A 17,860-nucleotide genomic window follows, 5' to 3' on the forward strand; every position below is an offset into this window, starting at 1 on the left:
GCGCGCAAAGAGCCATCTGACCGCGCTTCACGTCCGGTGGAGGGCACCACTGTCGGACGGCGGCAGCCGGATCCGGTCGTACCGGGTCCGCGCGGCGGCCATTCCCGAGGGCGACATCAAGCACCGCAAGACGCCGCCGGCGGTCATCGTCGACACCAAGACCGGGGCGGCTCGTGCAGCCACCCTGCACGGCCTGCGCGCGGGGTGGACGTACCGGATCACGGTCTGGGCGGTCACCAAACGCGGTCGTAGCCTTCCCGGGTTGGCACCGCACACTCACCTGATCCACGTCGGAGCCTGACGCCGCTACTGGCCACAGCGGGGTTGCGGTCGGACCGCGGACCGGGTCGCTCCCCGTGCTGGGTAGCGTTGCCCCATGGACGACGATCAGATCCACGAGACGATCACCAAGCTGGTCGAGCAGGAGCACCACCTGCGCTCCCAGAGTGCCCACAGCGTCGACCAGCTCGCCGAGCTGAACCGGATCGAGACCTCACTCGACCAGTGCTGGGATCTGCTTCGGCAGCGCGCTGCCCTGCGCAACGCCGGTGAGGACCCTGCCGGAGCCTCGGCGCGTCCGATCGGCGAGGTCGAGGGGTACCTGCAGTAGCCGGTCGAGGGCGTTGCCGTCAGCGGCAGTTCGCCTTCTGCCGCGTTTTCCTAGGATCACTGGGTGACCTCGCGTCGTGACCCAGGGCCGCTGTTCGACACCTCGGCCTGGGACCGCGTGCCCGGCTTCGACTTCAGCGACATCACCTATCACCGCGCCCGGGAGTCCGGAACGGTCAGGGTCGCCTTCGACCGCCCCGAGGTGCGCAACGCGTTCCGGCCCTCGACCGTGGACGAGCTCTATGCCGCGCTGGAGCACGCGCGGCAGAGTCCCGACGTCGGTTGCGTGCTGCTCACCGGCAACGGTCCCTCGCCGAAGGACGGGGTGTGGGCATTCTGTTCCGGCGGCGACCAGCGGATCCGCGGCAGGGACGGTTACCGGTACGCCGATGGTGACACTGCCGCGACCATCGACCCGGCCCGCGCGGGGCGGCTGCACATCCTCGAGGTGCAGCGGCTGATCCGCTTCATGCCGAAGGTGGTCATTGCGGTGGTGCCCGGCTGGGCGGCCGGCGGCGGCCACAGCCTGCATGTCGTGTGCGACCTCACCATCGCCAGCCGCGAGCATGCGCGGTTCAAGCAGACCGATGCGAAGGTCGCGAGCTTCGACGCCGGCTACGGCTCGGCGTACCTCGCCCGTCAGGTGGGGCAGAAGTTCGCCCGAGAGATCTTCTTCCTGGGTGCGGAGTACGACGCCGAGGCCGGGCATCGGATGGGCACGGTGAACGCCGTCGTCGCCCACGCCGACCTCGAGCGGACCGCGCTCGACTGGGCGGCGAAGGTCAACGCGATGAGCCCGATGGCGGTCCGGATGCTGAAGTACGCGATGAACGCGATCGACGACGGCCTGGTCGGCCAGCAGCTGTTCGCGGGCGAGGCGACCCGGCTCGGGTACATGACGGACGAGGCGGCCGAAGGCCGCGACGCGTTCCTCGAGCGGCGGGACCCCGACTGGTCCGGCTACCCCTGGTACTTCTGAGCTCCTAGGGGTGCTCGGCGAGCACTGCCTCGATCCGTTCCAGGGTTTTCGTCATCGCCTCGATCGTCTTCTGCCGGGCCGGCAGGACCGCCGCACGGAATCGCTCGTGGGAGATGTCCCACGACTCGCGGACCAGCGTCCCGCCGTTGGCCGGCTCGAGCTCGTAGCGCCAGATCCGCCCGCCGACCAGGTAACGGATCGGGCCGGGAGCCCAGGTCTGCCAGGCGATGCGGTGCGGCGGGTCGAACTCGACCACGGTGCTCACCATCGAGTACGGCAGGCCAAGATGCATCGACATGCCGAACTGCGACCCGAGCGCGAGCCGCTCCGGTAGCTGCTTCGCGTTCCGCACGGTGCCGCTGCCGTCGAACTCGTGATGCCGCTGCGGGTCGGCGAGCAGGGCGAAGATCTGCTCCGCCGGGGCCGGGATCACGCGCTCGACCGAGGCGGTGTTCATCGAGTCGGACATCGCGGCGACGCTACCGGTTGACCCAGTCGGGAATGCGATCCACCCCGGCGTCGGCGAGCTGCTGGCCGAGCAGGTCGTTCCACGGCTGGTAGATCGCGGTGATCTCGCGCAGCAGCGCCGCCGGCACCGGCTCCGGTTCGGTCGCGCGCTGGTTCATGGCCTCGTAGGCGCGGCGGCCGTGGGTGTAGAGCGCGGGGTAGCGGCGGAACAGTGCTCGGGAGTGCCGCGCCGCCCGGGCCGCGACGCGCTGGGCCGCCCGGCTGCGGAAGCCGTCGGAGGTGTTGTCGAGGTCTCCGATGACGTGCACTGCGTCCGGATCGATGCCGAGCCGCTCGCACTGCTCGGCGAGCAGCCGATCGGGGTCGGCGACGAGGTCATCGAAGAAGAAGACGTCACAGCGCTCGCGGTACGCCGCGAGCCACGCGGGCAGGAACCGCGCGTACTGCCCGGTCCACAGCCCGGTGTAGACGTTGTTCGCCCGCTGGTTCATCTCCGCGTCGGTGAAGGTCTGGCACCGGTCGACGTACGCCGAAAGGCTCATCTCGGCGGGGATCTGCAGGCGTGCCTGCATGAACCGGTAGAACGACACCAGCCGGCTGATCGGCTCGCGGAGGATGATCGTGATGCGCGGGTCGCAGATGTCCTTGATCGCCTTCGCGGTCGCCGCGCCGCCGTAGAAGTAGTCCGGCGTGCATTCCATGGTCACGGGCTGGCCGGCGTACCGGCGGAAGAAGCTCTGGTACTCGGCGATCGGCGCGAGTGGCTCGCCGTAGCGGACCGGCTGGAAGTAGCGAGTCTCCTTGGTCGTCGACGGGCAGATCTGCGGATGCGCGGACAGCGCATTGAACACGCTCGTCGTGCCGGCCCGGCTGACTCCCACGATGATGAAGTTCGGCAAGGACCTGCTCGGCAACGGTCACACTCCGCGATCGACTCGGTGCCATGAACGGTCTGTGGCAGGGTGAATCCATGGCTGGCCCACCGAGCGCTGCGGCGGGCGTGGTCGTCATCATCCCCGCCCATGATGAGGAGCAGCGCATCGGGTCGACGGTGCAGGCCGCGCGAACGCTGGCATCGGCGCGCGCGGTCATCGTCGCGGACGACGGCTCGCGTGACGAGACGGGTGCTCGAGCGACTGCCGCCGGTGCGCAGGTCGTCCGGCATCCGCGTCGACGCGGCAAGGGGGCCGCAATGACGACGGGTGCGCGGGCGGCGGATCGCGCCGGCTTCGGGCATGCGCCGCTGCTGTTCCTCGACGCCGACCTCGAGGACTCGGCTGCCGAGGCGGGACCGCTTGCCGAGCCCGTGCTCGAGGGTGCCGCCGACCTGACCATCGCGGTCCTATCGGCGACCGGAGCGGGCGGCGGGCACGGCTTCGTGCTCGCACTCGCGCGCTCCGGGATCCGGCAGGCGACCGGGTGGACCGCGACCGCCCCCCTCTCCGGGCAGCGCTGCATGACGCGGGAGCTGTTCGACGCCGTGCAGCCGCTCGCCCGCGGCTTCGGCGTGGAAACCGGTCTGACCATCGATGCGTTGCGCAACCGCGCGCGGGTGCTGGAGTGCTCGGTCCCGTTTCGGCACCGGGTGACCGGCACCGGCTGGAACGATCAACTGCACCGGGCCCGGCAGTACCGCGACGTCTGGCTGGCGCTCGCCGCCCGGCGGGTCTACCGGGTTCGGTGAGTGGATGACCGACCGCGCCGGCGAACACTCTCATTCACATGACCGCGATTCACATGCCCATGACGATCGCGGGCGCGATGCCGCCGGGTTCTGCTCGTCCTGCGGCGCGCCGCTCGAACCGCCGGCCGGTCCGGGCCGGCCGCAGGTCTGCAGCGGCTGCGGGCGGTCGCACTTCCGGGACCCGAAGGTGGGGGTCGGCGTCGTCGTCCATGACGAGGAAGGTCGACTGTTGCTCGTCCGACGGGGCGTCGATCCGGCGATCGGGAAGTGGGCGCTGCCGGCCGGCTTCCTGGACGCCGCGGAGAGCCCACGCGAGGCGGCCCGCCGAGAGGCGGTCGAGGAAACCGGGCTCGACGTCGCCGTGGGCCGGGTCATCGACGTCTATCCGGGCGAGCCCGGCAGCGGGGTCAGCTTCTTTCTCGCCTTCGCGGCGACCATCGTGGGCGGGCAGCTGATGCCGGGCGACGACGCGACGGAGGTGGGGTTCTTCCCGTTGGACGACCTGCCCGAGATCGCGTTCGCCAGCACGCGGGCGGCGGCCGGCGACGGTGCCTAGGCATACGCTCGTGGCATGGCGTCGGACGGGATCGGGCCGCGCGACCGGCTGAACCGTCCGGTGCGCGATCTGCGGCTCTCGGTGACCGATCGCTGCAACTTCCGCTGCCCGTACTGCATGCCGCGCGAGATCTTCGGGCCGGATCACCCGTTCTCGCCGCGCTCGGACGTGCTCAGCTACGAGGAGCTTGCCCGGCTGGTCCGGATCTTCGCCGGCCTCGGGGTCGGCAAGGTTCGGCTCACGGGGGGCGAGCCGTTGCTGCGCCGCGACATCGATGCCCTCGTGCGGATGATCGCCGGGACTCCGGGGATCGACGACGTCGCGATGACGACGAATGGTTCGTTGCTCGCGCGCCGAGCGGAGGCGCTGCGAGCGGCCGGCCTGTCCCGCGTCACCGTCAGCCTGGACAGCCTGGACCCCGATGTCTTCGCCCGGATGGCCGACACCCGGCTGCCGCTCGCGACGGTGCTCGACGGCATCGCCGCCGCAAGGACGGCCGGGCTGACGCCGGTGAAGCTCAACACCGTCGTGCAGCGCGGGGTCAACGACGCGGGTCTGCTCGACCTCGTCGACTACGCCCGCGAGCACGGCCATGTGCTCCGCTTCATCGAGTACATGGACGTCGGGACGTCGAACGGCTGGGTGCGTGACCAGGTCGTTCCATCCGCCGAGATCGTCGACCGGATCGATGCCGCCCACCCGCTCGAGCCGGTCGCGCCGGCTACCCGTGGGGAGGTCGCGCGGCGATGGCGGTACGCCGATGGGCAGGGCGAGATCGGTGTGATCGCCTCCGTGACCGCGCCGTTCTGCACGGACTGCACCCGAGCCCGCGTCACGGTGACCGGTGAGCTGTTCACCTGCCTGTTCGCCGAGCACGGCCGCGACCTCCGGGCGCTGCTGCGCTCCGGTGCGGGCGACGAGGAGATCAGTGCGATGATCGCCGGTGTCTGGGTGGACCGCGACGACCGCTACTCGGAGCTGCGCAGCGCCGCCGCCACCGAGTTGCCCAAGGCGGAGATGTCCTACCTCGGCGGCTGAGCCACCCGGGTCAGGCGGCCGCGCCGGTTGTGACGATCGCGGGCTCGAGCGCGATTCCGAGCACCTCGCGCACGTCGGAGACCGGGATGATCGTCAGCGCCGTACGCACCTGCTCCGGCACGTCGTCGAGGTCGGGTTCGTTGCGCACGGGAATCAGCACGGTCGTGATGCCCGCGCGATGCGCGGCGAGCAGCTTCTGCTTCACCCCGCCGATCGGAAGCACCCGCCCGGTCAGCGATACCTCGCCGGTCATCGCAACGTCTGAGCGGACCGGCCGCCCGGACAGCAGCGACGCGAGCGCGGTCGTCATCGTGACGCCGGCACTCGGCCCGTCCTTGGGCACCGCGCCCGCGGGCACGTGCAGGTGCACGCCGCGGTCCTTGAGCTCGCCGGTAGGGAGATCGAGCTCGCTGCCGTTGGCCCGGAGGAACGCGAGGGCGATCTGTGCCGACTCCTTCATGACCTCACCGAGCTGGCCGGTGATCGTCACGCCGGACGAACCGGTGTCGATGTCGGCGAGCGAGGCCTCGACGAACAGCACGTCCCCGCCGGCGCCGGTCACCGCGAGCCCGGTCGCCACGCCCGGCAGTGCCGTGCGTTCGGCCGACTCGGGCAGATGCCGCGGCCGGCCGACGTAGTCGACCAGGTCTCCGGCGCCGATCGTTGCAGGTACGGCGCTGTCGTCCAGCGCGGCGTTCGCGGCCACCTTGCGCAGGATTCGGGCCAGCATCCGCTCGAGGTCCCGGACGCCTGCCTCGCGGGTGTACTCGACCGCGAGCCGGCGGATCGCGTCGTCGTCGATCGCGACGTCGTCGGCCGTCAGGCCGGCCCGGTCGAGCTGGCGCGGGAGCAGGTGGTCGCGGCCGATGACGAGCTTCTCGTCCTCGGTGTATCCGTCGAGCCGGATGACCTCCATCCGGTCGAGCAGCGCCGGCGGGATCGCCTCGATGACGTTCGCCGTCGCGAGGAACAGCACGTCGGACAGGTCGAGCTCGATCTCGAGGTAGTGGTCGCGGAAGGTGTGGTTCTGCGCCGGGTCGAGCACCTCGAGCAGGGCGGCCGTCGGGTCGCCGCGGTAGTCGGCGCCGACTTTGTCGACCTCGTCGAGCAGCATGACCGGGTTCATCGAGCCGGCTTCCTTCATCGCCCGGACGATCCGGCCAGGCATCGCACCGACGTAGGTCTTGCGGTGGCCGCGGATCTCCGCCTCGTCGCGAATGCCTCCGAGCGCGACCCGCACGAACTTCCGTCCCATGGCGCGCGCGACCGACTCACCCAGCGACGTCTTGCCGACGCCGGGCGGTCCGACGAGCGCCAGGACCGCGCCGCTGCGCCGGCCGCCGACCACGCCGAGGCCGCGATCGGCCCGGCGCCGGCGGACCGCGAGGTACTCGACGATCCGCTCCTTGACGTCGTCCATGCCGGCGTGGTCGGCGTCGAGCACGGCACGCGCGCCGGCGATGTCGTAGGCGTCCTCGGTCCGCTCGTTCCACGGCAGCTCGAGAACGGTGTCCAGCCAGGTACGGATCCAGCCGATCTCAGGCGACTGCTCCGAGGTGCGCTCGAGCTTGTCCACCTCGGCGAGGGCAGCCTTGCGCGCGGCTTCGGGCAGGTCGGCTGCCTCGACCCGGGCGCGGTAGTCCTGCTCCTCCGTCTCCGGCGACCCGGACAACTCGTTGAGCTCCTTGCGGACCGCGGCGAGCTGCTGGCGGAGCAGGAACTCGCGCTGCTGGCGGTCCATGCCCTCCTGCACGTCCTTGCGGATGGTCTCCGCGACGTCGAGCTCTGCGAGGTGCTCGCGGCTCCAGGTGACCAGCCGCTCGAGCCGCTCGGTGACATCGACGGTTTCGAGCAGCCAGATCTTCTGCTCGTTCGTCAGGTAAGGCGCGTAGCCGGCGAGGTCGGCGAGCGCGGAGGGATCGGTCATCGACTGGATCGAGTCAACGTACTGCCAGCCGCCGCGTTGCTGCAGGATCGCGGTCGCGAGGGACTTGTACTCCCGGGCGAGCTCGCTCGCACGGGGACCGGCCTCGGGCTCGACCTGGATCTCGGCCTGCACCCACAGCGCGGCACCAGGACCGGTCGCGCCGGTGCCGATCCGCACGCGGTCGACGCCGCGCAGTACAGCGACGGTGTCACCGCCCGGCAGCCGCCCGATCTGCTCGATCGTCGCAACGGTGCCGACGCCGGCGTAGCTGCCGTTCGGGCGCGGGACGAGCAGCACCTGCCCGCCACTGTCCTCGCCCGGGTCGCGGGCGGCGCGGGCCGCATCGATCGCGGCCCGGATCTCGGGGTGATCGAGCCGAACCGGCACCACCATTCCCGGCAGGACCACGAGGTCCTCGAGCGGCAGCACCGGCAGGGTCACCTGGTCCGTCATGGGTTACCTCTGTCCGGAGAAATTGAGTGCAAAGGGCTCAACCCCGGAGCAGGCGGGTTTGTTTCCGGCGCTCAGCTCGGGGCCGGCGGGCGAGCCTGGCGCGGCACCGCCGGCGGGACATCCAGCTGGCCGGCGACGACCCGCGCGGCGATGTCGTTCAGCTTGCTGTTGTGACTGCGGGCATGGTGGCGCAGCGACTCGAACGCGCCGTCCATCCCCAGCCGGTGGCGCTCCGCGATGATGCCCTTGGCCTGCTCGATGAGCACCCGGCTGTTCAGGGCGTGCTGGAGCTGCTCGGCGAGCATGTGGTCCTGCTGCGCCCGCCGCCGGCTCAGAATGCCGATCGCCGCTGCCGCTGCGAGGGCGGCCGCGAGCTGCTGGCGGGTCAGGTCGATCTGTTGCGGCGTCTCGTAGAGCACCTCGAGTGCGCCGATCTGCTCGTCCCGGCGGCGCAGCGGCACGGCGAGCCCGGCGCGAAAGCCCGCGGCCCGGGCGGCGGGAACGTACTGCGGCCAGATCGCCCGGCTCGCGGCGAGGTCGCCGGCCACGACCGGAGGCCCGGAGTCCAGGCTCGCGACGCCCGGTCCCTGCTCGTGCTGGAGCTCGGCGATGGCGAGCAGCCGTGCGGGTTCGCTGGTGCTCGCCGCGACCGCGAGGTTGCCGTTCTGGTCGCCGAGGAACACGACCGCGGCGGCGCCGCCGACCAGGCGAACACCGCCGTCGGCCAGCAGGCGGAGCTGGCCGACGACGTCGTAGTCGTCGACCGAGGAGTCGGACAGGCGCAGCAGTGTGTCCATGACCGCATCCCCGTGGCCCCCGGCGCCGCTCGCGGCTTGCGCGCCCCCCAGCTGCTCACTCATTCGGTGCCGTTCATGGTCAGATCCGGTCCCGCGTTCGATGACTATCGGCTCGTTGAGTTGCCTCCGGGGGTCAGGAGAGGTCGGCTCGGGGTCAGTATGCATCCAGGAACGACATCCGTCGCTCAACGCTTATGGAGGAGATCAACAGCACGCACGGGCATTCAGGTTCGATTGCGCTTTCAATGCATAAATCGGGCGTATTGTCGCGCGGCACGGCCCGCCCGCGCAAGGGTCCCGCCTCGAGCTATGCGGTCGCGCTGGCCTTGCGCCGATTGCGCTTCGTGGTCGCGCCGGCCGCGGCGAGCGCCGCCACCAGGTCGGCTTTGCTCATTCCCGAGCGCCCGGAGATGTCGTAGTCCGCGGCGAGTGCGAGCAGCTCGGGCTTGGTCAGCTCGGCGAGATCCGGCTCGTCCCCCTGTGCCGCTGTCTTGCTGCCACCGTCCTTCGCCCGGGCGACGGATGCCTCGAGCGCCGACATCAGGTCGACGACGTTGGTCTTCGGCCGCGACTCCGCCTTGGCGACCACGGCGTTGCCCTTGCGCTTGGTCTCGATCAGGTCCTCGACCCGCGCTCGATAGGTGTTCTCGTAACGGTCGGGCTCCCAGTCGACACTGAGCGAGTTGACCAGCGTCTTCGCGACATCGAGCTCGCGACCCTCGAAGGTCACCTCCTGCGGCAGGCTGTCGAGCTCCTCGGCGGCAGAGCGGATCTCGGCGGGGAAGAACATCGTCTCGAGCACGAGGGCCTGCTCGCCCGGCCGGATCGCGACCAGGTGCTCCTTGTCCCGCAGGACCAGGGTGGCGATCGCGATCTTGTTGGTCTCCTGCATCGCCTGCCGGAGCAAGGAGTACGCGCGGTCCGCCCCCTTGCCGCGCGGCGCGAGGTAGTACGACGACCGGAAGTAGATCGGGTCGATGCTGCTCAGGTCGACGAAGTCACTGATCTCGATCAGCTCCGACCGGCCCGGCGCGGCGGCCTTGAGCTCTTCCTTGGTGACGATGACGTACTGGCCGTCGCCGGGGTCGTAGCCGTTCACGATCTCCTCGGCCGGCACTTCCTCTCCGGTGACCTCGTCGACCTTCTTGTACCGGATGCGGTGTGACGTGCCCTTGTGGATCTGGTTGAAGTGGAACGTCTGGTCCTCCGTGGCCCGGAACATTCCGACCGGCACGCTCACGAGCCCGAAGCTCACGAAGCCGGTCCACAGCGCGCGGGCCATGACGACCTCCCGTCGGCGGGGATTTCCGCAGGGTCGGTTTTCCCAAGGTTGTCGGGGCTTGTAACCCCTGATCAAGTCTCTCATGCGAGCCTCATGGGTGATGTCGCCCGAACCGGGACCGCTGCTCGCCCCGATCCCACCCTCGGCGCCGGCTCGCGCCCGCTTGCGGCGGATGAAGCTGACGGCGACCGGGTTCCTCGTGGTCGCCGCGCTCGGGTACGCCGCGACCTACCTCGACTCCTCCGGCGGGTCGGGAGTGATCGGGTTCGTCCGCGCAGCGGCAGAGGCTGCGATGGTCGGGGGCCTGGCCGACTGGTTCGCCGTCACGGCGCTGTTCCGGCACCCGTTGCGGCTGCCGATCCCGCACACCGCGATCATCCCGGAGAACAAGGACGACATCGCGACCAAGCTCGGCCAGTTCGTCACCACCAACTTCCTGACCCCTGACGTGCTGGCGGGTCATCTCGACGAGGCACATCTCGTCGCGCGGATCGCCACGTTCCTGCGCGAGCCGGCCAGCGCGGACGCGCTCGCCGCCGAGGCGGCGCGAGTGCTCGCCGTCGCCCTCGATGCGCTCGACGAGGACGCGGTCTTCGACTATGTCCTCGCGGTCGCCCGCCGGGATGCCGCCCGCCGCTCGTACGCCCCCGTGCTCGGCCAGCTGCTCGCCCGCGCCGTGCAGGGCGATGCGCAGCGCCCGCTGGTCGACCTGCTCGCGGCACGTGCGCATCGTTACCTCACGCTGCACCGGGTCGAGCTGCGGCCGCAGATCAAGGCCTACCTCGAGTCGAAGAGCGTCCTGGCCTGGTTGTTCATGACCGACCGGCGAGTGGACCGGCTGATCGACTTCGCCCTGCACGAGCTCGAGGCCATCGGCAACGATCCCGATCACGAGATCCGCCGCTGGCTCGACGACCTGCTGCGCAGCTTCGCGGGCGACCTCGAGAACACGCCGGCCGTGGCGGCGCGGGTCGACATCGCCGTACGCAGGTTGTTCGAGGACGAGCGCTTCCGGGTTCCGCTCCGCCGTTTCGTCGAAGAGGCCACCGACTCGTTGCGGGCGTCGCTGGAGGATGCGGGAAGCGGCCTGATCCCGCGGCTCTCGCGGTTCATCCAGGACGTCGGCCGGCGCGTGGTGGAGGACCCGGAGCTCGAGGCGACGATCGAGGGCTGGTTGCGCCGGGGCCTGGTGCACGCGGTTCGCGAGTACGGCGATGAGCTCACGACGCTGATCGAGCGAACCGTCGCGGGCTGGAACCCGGACGCGGCCGCGCGCCGGATCGAGCTGGCGGTCGGCCGCGACCTGCAGTTCATCCGGATCAACGGCACGGTGGTCGGGGCGCTGGCGGGGCTCGCGATCCACGCCGTGACGGTGGCTGCGCACTGATCGCCGCATCTGACGACGGAATCCGTTGCATTCCGATGACGGCTCGCGGGTTTCCGTTGACGCCGATGGGTCACGCCATAGGATTCGTCGGTGGTTGTCGGGACGGGTGAGTCGACCGTGGGCGGCGGCGCGGCGGCCGCAACCGCGACCCCGGCGATCCGCCTGACCGGCGTCCGCAAGTCCTACGGCGACGTGACCGCGCTCGACGGCGTCGACCTCACCGTCGAGCGGGGCGAGTTCTTCACGATGCTCGGTCCGTCCGGGTCGGGCAAGACCACGATGCTGCGGGTGATCGCCGGCTTCGAGCGACCGGACAGCGGAACGGTCGAGCTGGCCGGCGCGGACGTCACCCGCCGGCCGCCGTACGACCGGGACGTCAACACCGTCTTCCAGGACTACGCCCTGTTTCCGCACATGTCGGTGGAGCAGAACGTGGAGTACGGCCTGCGAGTGCACCGGGTCGACCGCACCGATCGCCGCCAGCGGACCGCGACCGTGCTCGCGATGGTCGGGCTGGAAGGCCTCGGCAGCCGCAAGCCGGCTCAGCTGTCCGGCGGCCAGCGCCAGCGCGTCGCGCTGGCCAGGGCGATCGTCAACGAGCCGGCGGTGCTGCTGCTCGACGAGCCGCTTGGCGCCCTCGACCTCAAGCTGCGGCAGGGGATGCAGATCGAGCTCAAGCGGATCCAGCGCGAGGTGGGCATCACCTTCGTCTACGTGACGCATGACCAGGAAGAGGCGCTCACGATGAGCGACCGGGTGGCCGTGTTCAACAACGGGCGGATCGAGCAGATCGGGGACCCGCAGGAGATCTACGACGAGCCCACGACCGGCTTCGTCGCGGCTTTCGTCGGTGTCTCCAACCTCATCGACCGCGACGGCCGGCACCTGTCGATCCGCCCGGAGCGCATCGAGCTGTTGCCGGCCGGCAGCGCCGCGCCGGCCGGCAGTGTCGCCGAGCCCGGCGTCATCACGGACACCGTGTTCCTCGGCATGATGACCCGCTACACGGTTGCGTTGGATCGAGGCGGTTCGCTGATCGCCGTCCGGTCCAACCTCGAGCGCTCCTCGCTCGGCAAGGACGACCACCGCGGCAGGCACGTCGTTGCCGTCTGGCGGATCGATCAGGCGCATGACATCGAGCCGTCTGCAGTGACGGCCGACCGACAGGGAGGGTGATCAGATGAGGCGCGAGCGGCGAAGTCTCAACAGGTACGGCCTCGCGGCTGCAGCTGCCGCGATGGCCCTGCTGGTCGCCGCGTGCGGCTCTAGCAGCTCGGGTGGTGGGGGTGGCTCGCCGGGATCCGGCGGTGGCGGGACGTCGGGGCTGACCATCCCGACCGCCAACGACGCGGTCCCGACATCGGTCGGCAAGACCGAGGGCAAGCTCAACATCGTCGCCTGGGAGGGATACGCCCAGCCGCAGTGGGTCAAGCCGTTCGAGACCGCCACCGGCTGCCAGGTCAACGCCAAGTACGCCGGCTCGTCCAACGAGATGGTCTCGCTGATGGCGCACGGCGGCGGCGGGCAGTACGACCTCGTGTCCGCATCCGGCGACGCCGACCTTCGGCTGATCTACGGCGGCGACGTGCGCCCGATCAACATCAACCTGATCCCGCAGTGGAAGAACTTCCACCCGTTCCTGCAGAACCCGCCGTTCAACACGATCGACGGAAAGCACTACGGGACGTCGTACGAGTTCGGGCCGAACGTGTTGCTCTACAACACGAAGGACTTCCCGACTGCACCCACGTCGTGGTCGGTGCTCTACAACCCGAAGTACAAGGGCAAGCTCACCGTCCCCGACAACCCGATCCAGATCGCGGACGCGGCGTTGTACCTGTCGAAGGCGCAGCCCTCGCTCGGGATCACTGACCCTTACGAGCTGACCCAGCCGCAGTTCAACGCCACCGTCGCGCTGCTGAAGCGGCAGCAGCCGCTGATCAAGAAGTACTGGGACCTGGCGTCGCAGGAGATCACGCTGTTCCAGAGCGGTACGACGATCGCCGGCGCGGCCTGGCCGTACCAGACGAACACCCTTCAGGCTGCACACGCCCCGGTCGCCGACACCATTCCGCAGGAGGGCGCAACCGGCTGGGCGGACACCTGGATGCTCGCGACCAACGCGCCGGACCCGAACTGCGCGTACAAGTGGATGCAGTGGGTGACGACCCCCAAGGTGCAGGCTCAGCAGGCGGTGTACTTCGGCGAGACGCCCGCGAACAAGCTCGCCTGCTCGTACATGAACAAGGAGTCGAAGGGCTCGTGTGCGGCGTACCACGAGAACGCACCCGAGGCCTACTTCAACTCGATCAAGTTCTGGAAGACCCCGCTCGCCCAGTGCGGCAACGGCAAGAGCGACTGCGTGCCGTACATCAAGTGGGAGTCTGCCTGGACGCAGATCACGGGCTGACCGGGCTTGTCGACGCTCGCGGCCGGCCGTCCGACGACAGCGTCGGGGGGCCGGCACCGGATCGATGCGGCGTTGTGGCGTCGCGCGTGGCTGCGCGCGACGCTGACGCTGTCACCGCCGCTGGTCTGGTTCCTCGTGATCTACCTGGCCTCGCTCGTGGTCATGTTGATCACGGCGTTCTGGTCGGTGAACCCGTTCACGAATGCGCTCGTCCATAGCTGGAACCTGGCCAACTTCCGGCAGATCTTCACCTCGACGTACCTGCACATCATCGGGCGCACCGTCGGCATGGCGGCCCTGGTCACGATCACCGACGTGCTCGTCGCGTTTCCGTTCGCGTTCTACATGGCCCGGCTGGCCTCGCCGCGGGTGCGCAACCTGCTGTTCGCCGCGGTGCTGCTCCCGCTGTGGGCGAGCTACCTCGCCCGGGTGTACGCGTGGATCGTCATCCTGCAGAACGGGGGAGTGCTCAACTGGACCTTCGCCAAGGTCGGGCTCGGCTCCCCGCACCTCGGCTACACGAACACCGCGATGTGGATCGTGTTCAGCTACATCTGGCTGCCGTACATGATCGTTCCGGTGTTCGGCGCTCTCGAGCGGATCCCCAACAGCCTGCTGGAGGCCTCCGCCGACCTCGGTGCGCGCGGCGCACGGACCACGTGGCGGGTCATCCTGCCGCTCGCGCTGCCCGGCGTCGTCGCGGGGTCGATCTTCACCTTCGCGCTGACCCTCGGCGACTTCATCACGCCGATCCTGATCGGCGGCGCGCGTTCGCAGTTCATCGGCAACGTCATCTACTCGAACATCGGCGTCGCGGGCAACCTGCCGTTCGCGGCGACGCTCGCGATGGTTCCGATCGTGATCATGATCATCTACCTGGTGGGCGCGCGCTTGCTCGGCGCGTTCCGGGAGTTCTGATGGGCTCGCGCGCGGGTGCGGTCCTGCTGCGGGTGTGGGTCGTGCTGGTGCTGCTCTTCCTGTTCATGCCGATCGCGACCGTCATCCTCTACGCGTTCAACAAGTCGAACGTGCAGGCCTGGCCGATCCCGGGCTTGAGCACGAAGTGGTTCTCGGTCGCCTGGCACGACCCGCAGGTGCGCTCGGCCCTGTGGCTGTCGGTGAAGGCCGGGCTCTGCGCCACCGCGATCGCCGTCGTGCTGGGGTCGGCGGCGGCGTTCGGCGTGCACCGGTTCCACTTCTTCGGCCGCGAGGCGGTGTCGCTGCTGCTGGTGCTTCCGCTCGCCCTGCCCGGGATCGTGACCGGCATCGCGCTGAACTCGACGTTCAACTTCGCCGGCATCGACCTCTCCCTGATGACCATCGTCATCGGCCACGCGACCTTCTGCATCGTCGTCGTCTACAACAACGTCATCGCGCGGCTGCGCCGCGTGCCGGGGTCACTGGTCGAGGCCTCGATGGACCTCGGGGCGCGACCGTGGCAGACCTTCCGGTTCGTGACGCTGCCGACGATCTCCACCGCCGTAGTCTCCGGCGCGCTGCTGGCCTTCGCGCTGTCCTTCGACGAGGTCATCGTCACGACCTTCACCGCCGGCGCGCAGAACACCCTGCCGTTGTGGATCTTCGGTGCGATCCGGCTCGGTCAGCAGCTGCCCGAGGTCAACGTCGTCGTGATGGCGGTGCTGGTGCTGACGGTCATTCCGGTGACGATCTCCGTGCGCCTGACGGGTCGCGCCGGCATCTACCGCTGACCCATCTTCTCTCTGTGATCTTGACGTTGGAGGCGCACAATTCGCGTTTGTGCGCCTCCAACGTCAAGATCACGCAGCAGGCGGGCGGGGGCAGGTCACCTGCGCTCGGTCAGCCCGCGCACGTACGCGGCCTGACCAACGTGCTCGAGGTCGTCGCAGACCACGCTGACCAGCCGCACTCCGAGCGTCACCGGCGGATCCCAGCGCTTGTCGACGACTCGCGCGAGCTCGCTGTCTCTGAGGGTCGCGACGAATCCGACCGTCTGGTCGTGCACCGCGTGGTGATAGCCGGTCAGCAGGTCGGGCGAGGCCGGCCGCACCTCGGCCACCTCGTCGCTGCTCTGCCCGTAGCCGGTCGCATCGCGGTCGAAGGGCAGGCCGAAGCGGTCCATCCAGCCGGCGCTGTGCCACACCTGCTCGACGCCCGCTGCCTGGGCGATGTGGTCGTCCTGGATCCGGGTCAGATGCCAGACCAGCCAGGCGATCGAGTTCGCCCGCCGGTCGACGCGATAGGCGAGCTGCTCGGCGGACAAGCCCTCGACGGTCTGGTCGACGAGCTCCTGAATCCGGCCGAACACGTCAACCAGTACGTCGCTCGCGCTCATCGGTCCGGGTTCCGTTGAAGCCGCTCACTTGCTCGGTTGCGGGACATGGCAGTGCACCTTCGGGTTGGCGCCGGCGTAGTTGAGGACGCCGGCGAGGATGGTGACCGCCGTCGTACCGGCGTGGGCGCAGGTCGGCCCCGAGCTGCTGAAGTAGTGCCGCTGCCCGGCGGCGATCGCACCGATCACGAGCCACACGATAAGCAGCAAGCCCAACAGGCGGAACATGCGATCTCCGTCTCGTCAGCCCCCGTCGTAGTCCGTTTGGGTGAACTCTGCCCGCGGCACCGCCGGTTCACTCGTCGAGCCCCGAATCGGCGGGTATGCGGTGTTAGCGTGAGCGTGTCGTTCCGCGCTCCCGTCCGGACTTCCCTGCGGCCGTGTAACGCAGTGTTTGGATGTGTGGCTTGATCCAGCAAGACGCCCTTTCCGCGGCCCTTCGCGACTTCGCCCGGACTCTTGCCGCCGACTATCCGATCCAGCGAATCCTCGACCACCTCGTCGAGCGCGTCGTCGAGGTCCTTCCGGTCTCGGCCGCGGGGCTCACCGTGTTCTCGGACGACGTCGCCCGCTACCACGCGGGTTCGGCCGACTTCGCGGCACAGATCGAGATGCTGCAGGCGGGTGCGGGCGAGGGTCCTTCGGTGGAGGCGTTCCGCTCGGGCCGGGTGGTCTCGATCCCGGACCTGCACGCGGAACACCGGTACGCCGAGGTGGCGGCTGCCGCACTGGGCTCCGGGAGCGCGGCCGTGTTCAGCTTCCCGCTTTGCCAGAGTGATGTCGCGCTCGGCGCGCTCACCCTCTACCGCGAGGTGCCGGGAGAGCTCGACGCCGAGGACCGGAGTGCGGCGCAGACCCTCGCCGACGTCGCCGCGGCGTACCTGTTGAGTGCGCAGGCAAGGGACGAGGCGCGGGCTGCCTCGGACTACTTCCGCTACACGGCACTGCATGACGCGCTCACCGGCCTGCCGAACCGGCTGTTGCTGCGCCAGCGGGTCGAGCATGCGGCGGCCCGGGCCCGTCGCTCGCGAACCAACGCGGCGGTGCTGTTCGTCGACCTGGACCGGTTCAAGTCGATCAACGACACCTACGGTCACCAGGTCGGCGACGACCTCCTGGTGGCGGTCGCCGGTCGGCTGGGTGCTCTCGTGCGCCCCGGTGACACCCTGGCCCGCTTTGCCGGTGACGAGTTCGTCTTCCTCTGCGAGGACCTGACGGACGCGGGCGCCGCGGAGTCGCTCGCTGCCCGCATCCGCGAGTCGTTCGGCAACCCCTTCATGCTCGACGGGGTCGAGATCGCGGTGACCGCCAGCGTCGGGATGGCGTTCGCAGGACCCGGTCAGGACATCACCGAGCAGATGCTCGTCGACGCAGACATCGCGATGTACCAGGCAAAGCGACGCGGCGGGGCCGGGCACCACGTGTTCGATCTCCGGGAGTCGCTGCAGACCGCCGATCGGATCAGCCTCGAGCGGGACTTGCGGCTGGCTTTCGGTGAGGGTCGGCTCGACGTCGTCTACCAGCCGATCGTGCATGCCGCCGACGGGCGGGTCCGCGCGGTCGAGGCGCTGCTGCGCTGGAAGGACCCGGTTCGTGGCCGGGTCGCCCCGATGTCGATGGTGGCGGTCGCCGAGCAGAGCGGCCTGATCACCGAGATCGGCACCTGGGTGCTCGAGCGCGGGTGCCGCGACCGGGCGCAATGGCTGCGCGAGCAGGCGGCGAGCGTCGACATCGCGGTGAACGTGTCGGCGCGCCAGCTGCTCAGCCAGGACTTCGTGGCGATCGTCGAGGACGTCCTCTCCGACACCGGGATGGATCCCCGCGCCCTGATCCTGGAGATCACCGAGCACGCGCTGATCGAGGACAGCGATCGCGCGCACGCCGTCCTCGCCGACCTCAAGGCGCTCGGCGTACGCGTCGCCCTCGACGACTTCGGCACCGGGTACTCCTCGCTCGGAC

The 17,860-nt window shown here is 69.7% G+C and carries 19 protein-coding genes; 12 read left to right on the forward strand and 7 right to left on the reverse strand.

The window, feature by feature from the left end; all coding sequences use genetic code 11:
- From VME70_02855 to VME70_02865, 3 genes are all read left to right on the forward strand, one after another.
- A partial coding sequence (locus VME70_02855) for a fibronectin type III domain-containing protein (protein ID HTW19134.1) occupies window positions 1–301 on the forward strand: 301 nt, incomplete at its 5' end.
- Window positions 302–376: 75 nt separating this feature from the next.
- A complete protein-coding gene (locus VME70_02860) occupies window positions 377–610 on the forward strand; it encodes a DUF2630 family protein (protein HTW19135.1) in 234 nt (77 codons plus the stop codon).
- A gap of 63 nt (window positions 611–673) precedes the next feature.
- On the forward strand, window positions 674–1,588 hold the full coding sequence (locus VME70_02865; GenBank protein ID HTW19136.1) for a 1,4-dihydroxy-2-naphthoyl-CoA synthase: 915 nt from the start codon (window positions 674–676) through the stop codon (window positions 1,586–1,588).
- A gap of 4 nt (window positions 1,589–1,592) precedes the next feature.
- Here the strand turns inward: VME70_02865 and VME70_02870 are convergent, their stop codons facing one another.
- Together VME70_02870 and VME70_02875 are read right to left on the reverse strand one after the other, a co-directional pair.
- The gene (locus tag VME70_02870) at window positions 1,593–2,057 is read right to left on the reverse strand and encodes an SRPBCC family protein (protein ID HTW19137.1); all 465 of its coding nucleotides are present in this window, start codon (window positions 2,055–2,057) and stop codon (window positions 1,593–1,595) included.
- Window positions 2,058–2,067: 10 nt separating this feature from the next.
- Window positions 2,068–2,955, reverse strand: coding sequence for a sulfotransferase (locus VME70_02875; GenBank protein HTW19138.1), 888 nt, complete (start codon window positions 2,953–2,955; stop codon window positions 2,068–2,070).
- A 71-nt stretch (window positions 2,956–3,026) separates the two neighbouring features.
- On the opposite strand from VME70_02875, the gene VME70_02880 reads away from it, so the two are divergent.
- The 3 genes from VME70_02880 to moaA are packed head-to-tail and all read left to right on the forward strand — an operon-like array spanning window position 3,027 to window position 5,334.
- Window positions 3,027–3,740 (forward strand): glycosyltransferase family 2 protein, encoded by a 714-nt coding sequence (locus VME70_02880; GenBank protein ID HTW19139.1) that lies wholly within the window; start codon window positions 3,027–3,029, stop codon window positions 3,738–3,740.
- 4 nt (window positions 3,741–3,744) lie between these two features.
- Entirely contained in the window at window positions 3,745–4,296 is a 552-nt protein-coding gene (locus VME70_02885; GenBank protein HTW19140.1) for an NUDIX hydrolase, read from the forward strand.
- 15 nt (window positions 4,297–4,311) lie between these two features.
- Window positions 4,312–5,334: a GTP 3',8-cyclase MoaA gene (moaA, locus tag VME70_02890; GenBank protein HTW19141.1), complete on the forward strand. Its 1,023-nt coding sequence runs from the start codon at window positions 4,312–4,314 to the stop codon at window positions 5,332–5,334.
- A gap of 10 nt (window positions 5,335–5,344) precedes the next feature.
- Here moaA and lon read toward each other — a convergent pair whose 3' ends face one another.
- The 3 genes from lon to VME70_02905 form a co-directional block, all read right to left on the reverse strand.
- Entirely contained in the window at window positions 5,345–7,714 is a 2,370-nt protein-coding gene (gene lon, locus VME70_02895; GenBank protein ID HTW19142.1) for an endopeptidase La, read from the reverse strand.
- 71 nt (window positions 7,715–7,785) lie between these two features.
- Complete coding sequence (locus VME70_02900; protein ID HTW19143.1) at window positions 7,786–8,574, reverse strand: GAF and ANTAR domain-containing protein; 789 nt, start codon at window positions 8,572–8,574, stop codon at window positions 7,786–7,788.
- 244 nt (window positions 8,575–8,818) lie between these two features.
- On the reverse strand, window positions 8,819–9,793 hold the full coding sequence (locus tag VME70_02905; protein ID HTW19144.1) for a Ku protein: 975 nt from the start codon (window positions 9,791–9,793) through the stop codon (window positions 8,819–8,821).
- A gap of 100 nt (window positions 9,794–9,893) precedes the next feature.
- Between VME70_02905 and VME70_02910 the strand changes: the two genes are divergently transcribed.
- The 5 genes from VME70_02910 to VME70_02930 all read left to right on the forward strand — a co-directional run bounded on the left by VME70_02910 (window position 9,894) and on the right by VME70_02930 (window position 15,299).
- Window positions 9,894–11,180 (forward strand): DUF445 domain-containing protein, encoded by a 1,287-nt coding sequence (locus VME70_02910; GenBank protein ID HTW19145.1) that lies wholly within the window; start codon window positions 9,894–9,896, stop codon window positions 11,178–11,180.
- Window positions 11,181–11,270: 90 nt separating this feature from the next.
- Window positions 11,271–12,356, forward strand: coding sequence for an ABC transporter ATP-binding protein (locus VME70_02915; protein ID HTW19146.1), 1,086 nt, complete (start codon window positions 11,271–11,273; stop codon window positions 12,354–12,356).
- Window positions 12,357–12,360: 4 nt separating this feature from the next.
- A complete protein-coding gene (locus tag VME70_02920) occupies window positions 12,361–13,590 on the forward strand; it encodes an ABC transporter substrate-binding protein (protein HTW19147.1) in 1,230 nt (409 codons plus the stop codon).
- Between the two features lie 6 nt (window positions 13,591–13,596).
- A complete protein-coding gene (locus VME70_02925; GenBank protein HTW19148.1) occupies window positions 13,597–14,508 on the forward strand; it encodes an ABC transporter permease in 912 nt (303 codons plus the stop codon).
- Entirely contained in the window at window positions 14,508–15,299 is a 792-nt protein-coding gene (locus tag VME70_02930) for an ABC transporter permease (GenBank protein ID HTW19149.1), read from the forward strand. Before VME70_02925 ends, VME70_02930 begins: the two co-directional genes overlap by 1 nt.
- A 95-nt stretch (window positions 15,300–15,394) precedes the next feature.
- Here the strand turns inward: VME70_02930 and VME70_02935 are convergent, their stop codons facing one another.
- Window positions 15,395–15,904: a DUF664 domain-containing protein gene (locus VME70_02935; protein ID HTW19150.1), complete on the reverse strand. Its 510-nt coding sequence runs from the start codon at window positions 15,902–15,904 to the stop codon at window positions 15,395–15,397.
- Between the two features lie 24 nt (window positions 15,905–15,928).
- On the reverse strand, window positions 15,929–16,129 hold the full coding sequence (locus VME70_02940; GenBank protein HTW19151.1) for a hypothetical protein: 201 nt from the start codon (window positions 16,127–16,129) through the stop codon (window positions 15,929–15,931).
- Window positions 16,130–16,308: 179 nt separating this feature from the next.
- On the opposite strand from VME70_02940, the gene VME70_02945 reads away from it, so the two are divergent.
- On the forward strand, window positions 16,309–17,860 hold a 1,552-nt coding region (locus VME70_02945; GenBank protein HTW19152.1), incomplete at its 3' end, for a diguanylate cyclase.

Source organism: Mycobacteriales bacterium (genome assembly GCA_035504215.1).
Taxonomy (GTDB): Bacteria; Actinomycetota; Actinomycetes; order JAFAQI01; family JAFAQI01; genus DATAUK01.

What these genes read in the sequence shown, in the direction of transcription:
- VME70_02860 (HTW19135.1), top strand. Translation starts at nt 377, where the DNA reads ATGGACGACGATCAGATCCACGAGACGATCACCAAGCTGGTCGAGCAG.
- VME70_02870 (HTW19137.1), bottom strand. Translation starts at nt 2,057, where the DNA reads ATGTCCGACTCGATGAACACCGCCTCGGTCGAGCGCGTGATCCCGGCC.
- VME70_02880 (HTW19139.1), top strand. Translation starts at nt 3,027, where the DNA reads ATGGCTGGCCCACCGAGCGCTGCGGCGGGCGTGGTCGTCATCATCCCC.
- VME70_02885 (HTW19140.1), top strand. Translation starts at nt 3,745, where the DNA reads ATGACCGACCGCGCCGGCGAACACTCTCATTCACATGACCGCGATTCA.
- moaA (HTW19141.1), top strand. Translation starts at nt 4,312, where the DNA reads ATGGCGTCGGACGGGATCGGGCCGCGCGACCGGCTGAACCGTCCGGTG.
- lon (HTW19142.1), bottom strand. Translation starts at nt 7,714, where the DNA reads ATGACGGACCAGGTGACCCTGCCGGTGCTGCCGCTCGAGGACCTCGTG.
- VME70_02900 (HTW19143.1), bottom strand. Translation starts at nt 8,574, where the DNA reads ATGAGTGAGCAGCTGGGGGGCGCGCAAGCCGCGAGCGGCGCCGGGGGC.
- VME70_02905 (HTW19144.1), bottom strand. Translation starts at nt 9,793, where the DNA reads ATGGCCCGCGCGCTGTGGACCGGCTTCGTGAGCTTCGGGCTCGTGAGC.
- VME70_02910 (HTW19145.1), top strand. Translation starts at nt 9,894, where the DNA reads ATGTCGCCCGAACCGGGACCGCTGCTCGCCCCGATCCCACCCTCGGCG.
- VME70_02920 (HTW19147.1), top strand. Translation starts at nt 12,361, where the DNA reads ATGAGGCGCGAGCGGCGAAGTCTCAACAGGTACGGCCTCGCGGCTGCA.
- VME70_02930 (HTW19149.1), top strand. Translation starts at nt 14,508, where the DNA reads ATGGGCTCGCGCGCGGGTGCGGTCCTGCTGCGGGTGTGGGTCGTGCTG.
- VME70_02935 (HTW19150.1), bottom strand. Translation starts at nt 15,904, where the DNA reads ATGAGCGCGAGCGACGTACTGGTTGACGTGTTCGGCCGGATTCAGGAG.
- VME70_02940 (HTW19151.1), bottom strand. Translation starts at nt 16,129, where the DNA reads ATGTTCCGCCTGTTGGGCTTGCTGCTTATCGTGTGGCTCGTGATCGGT.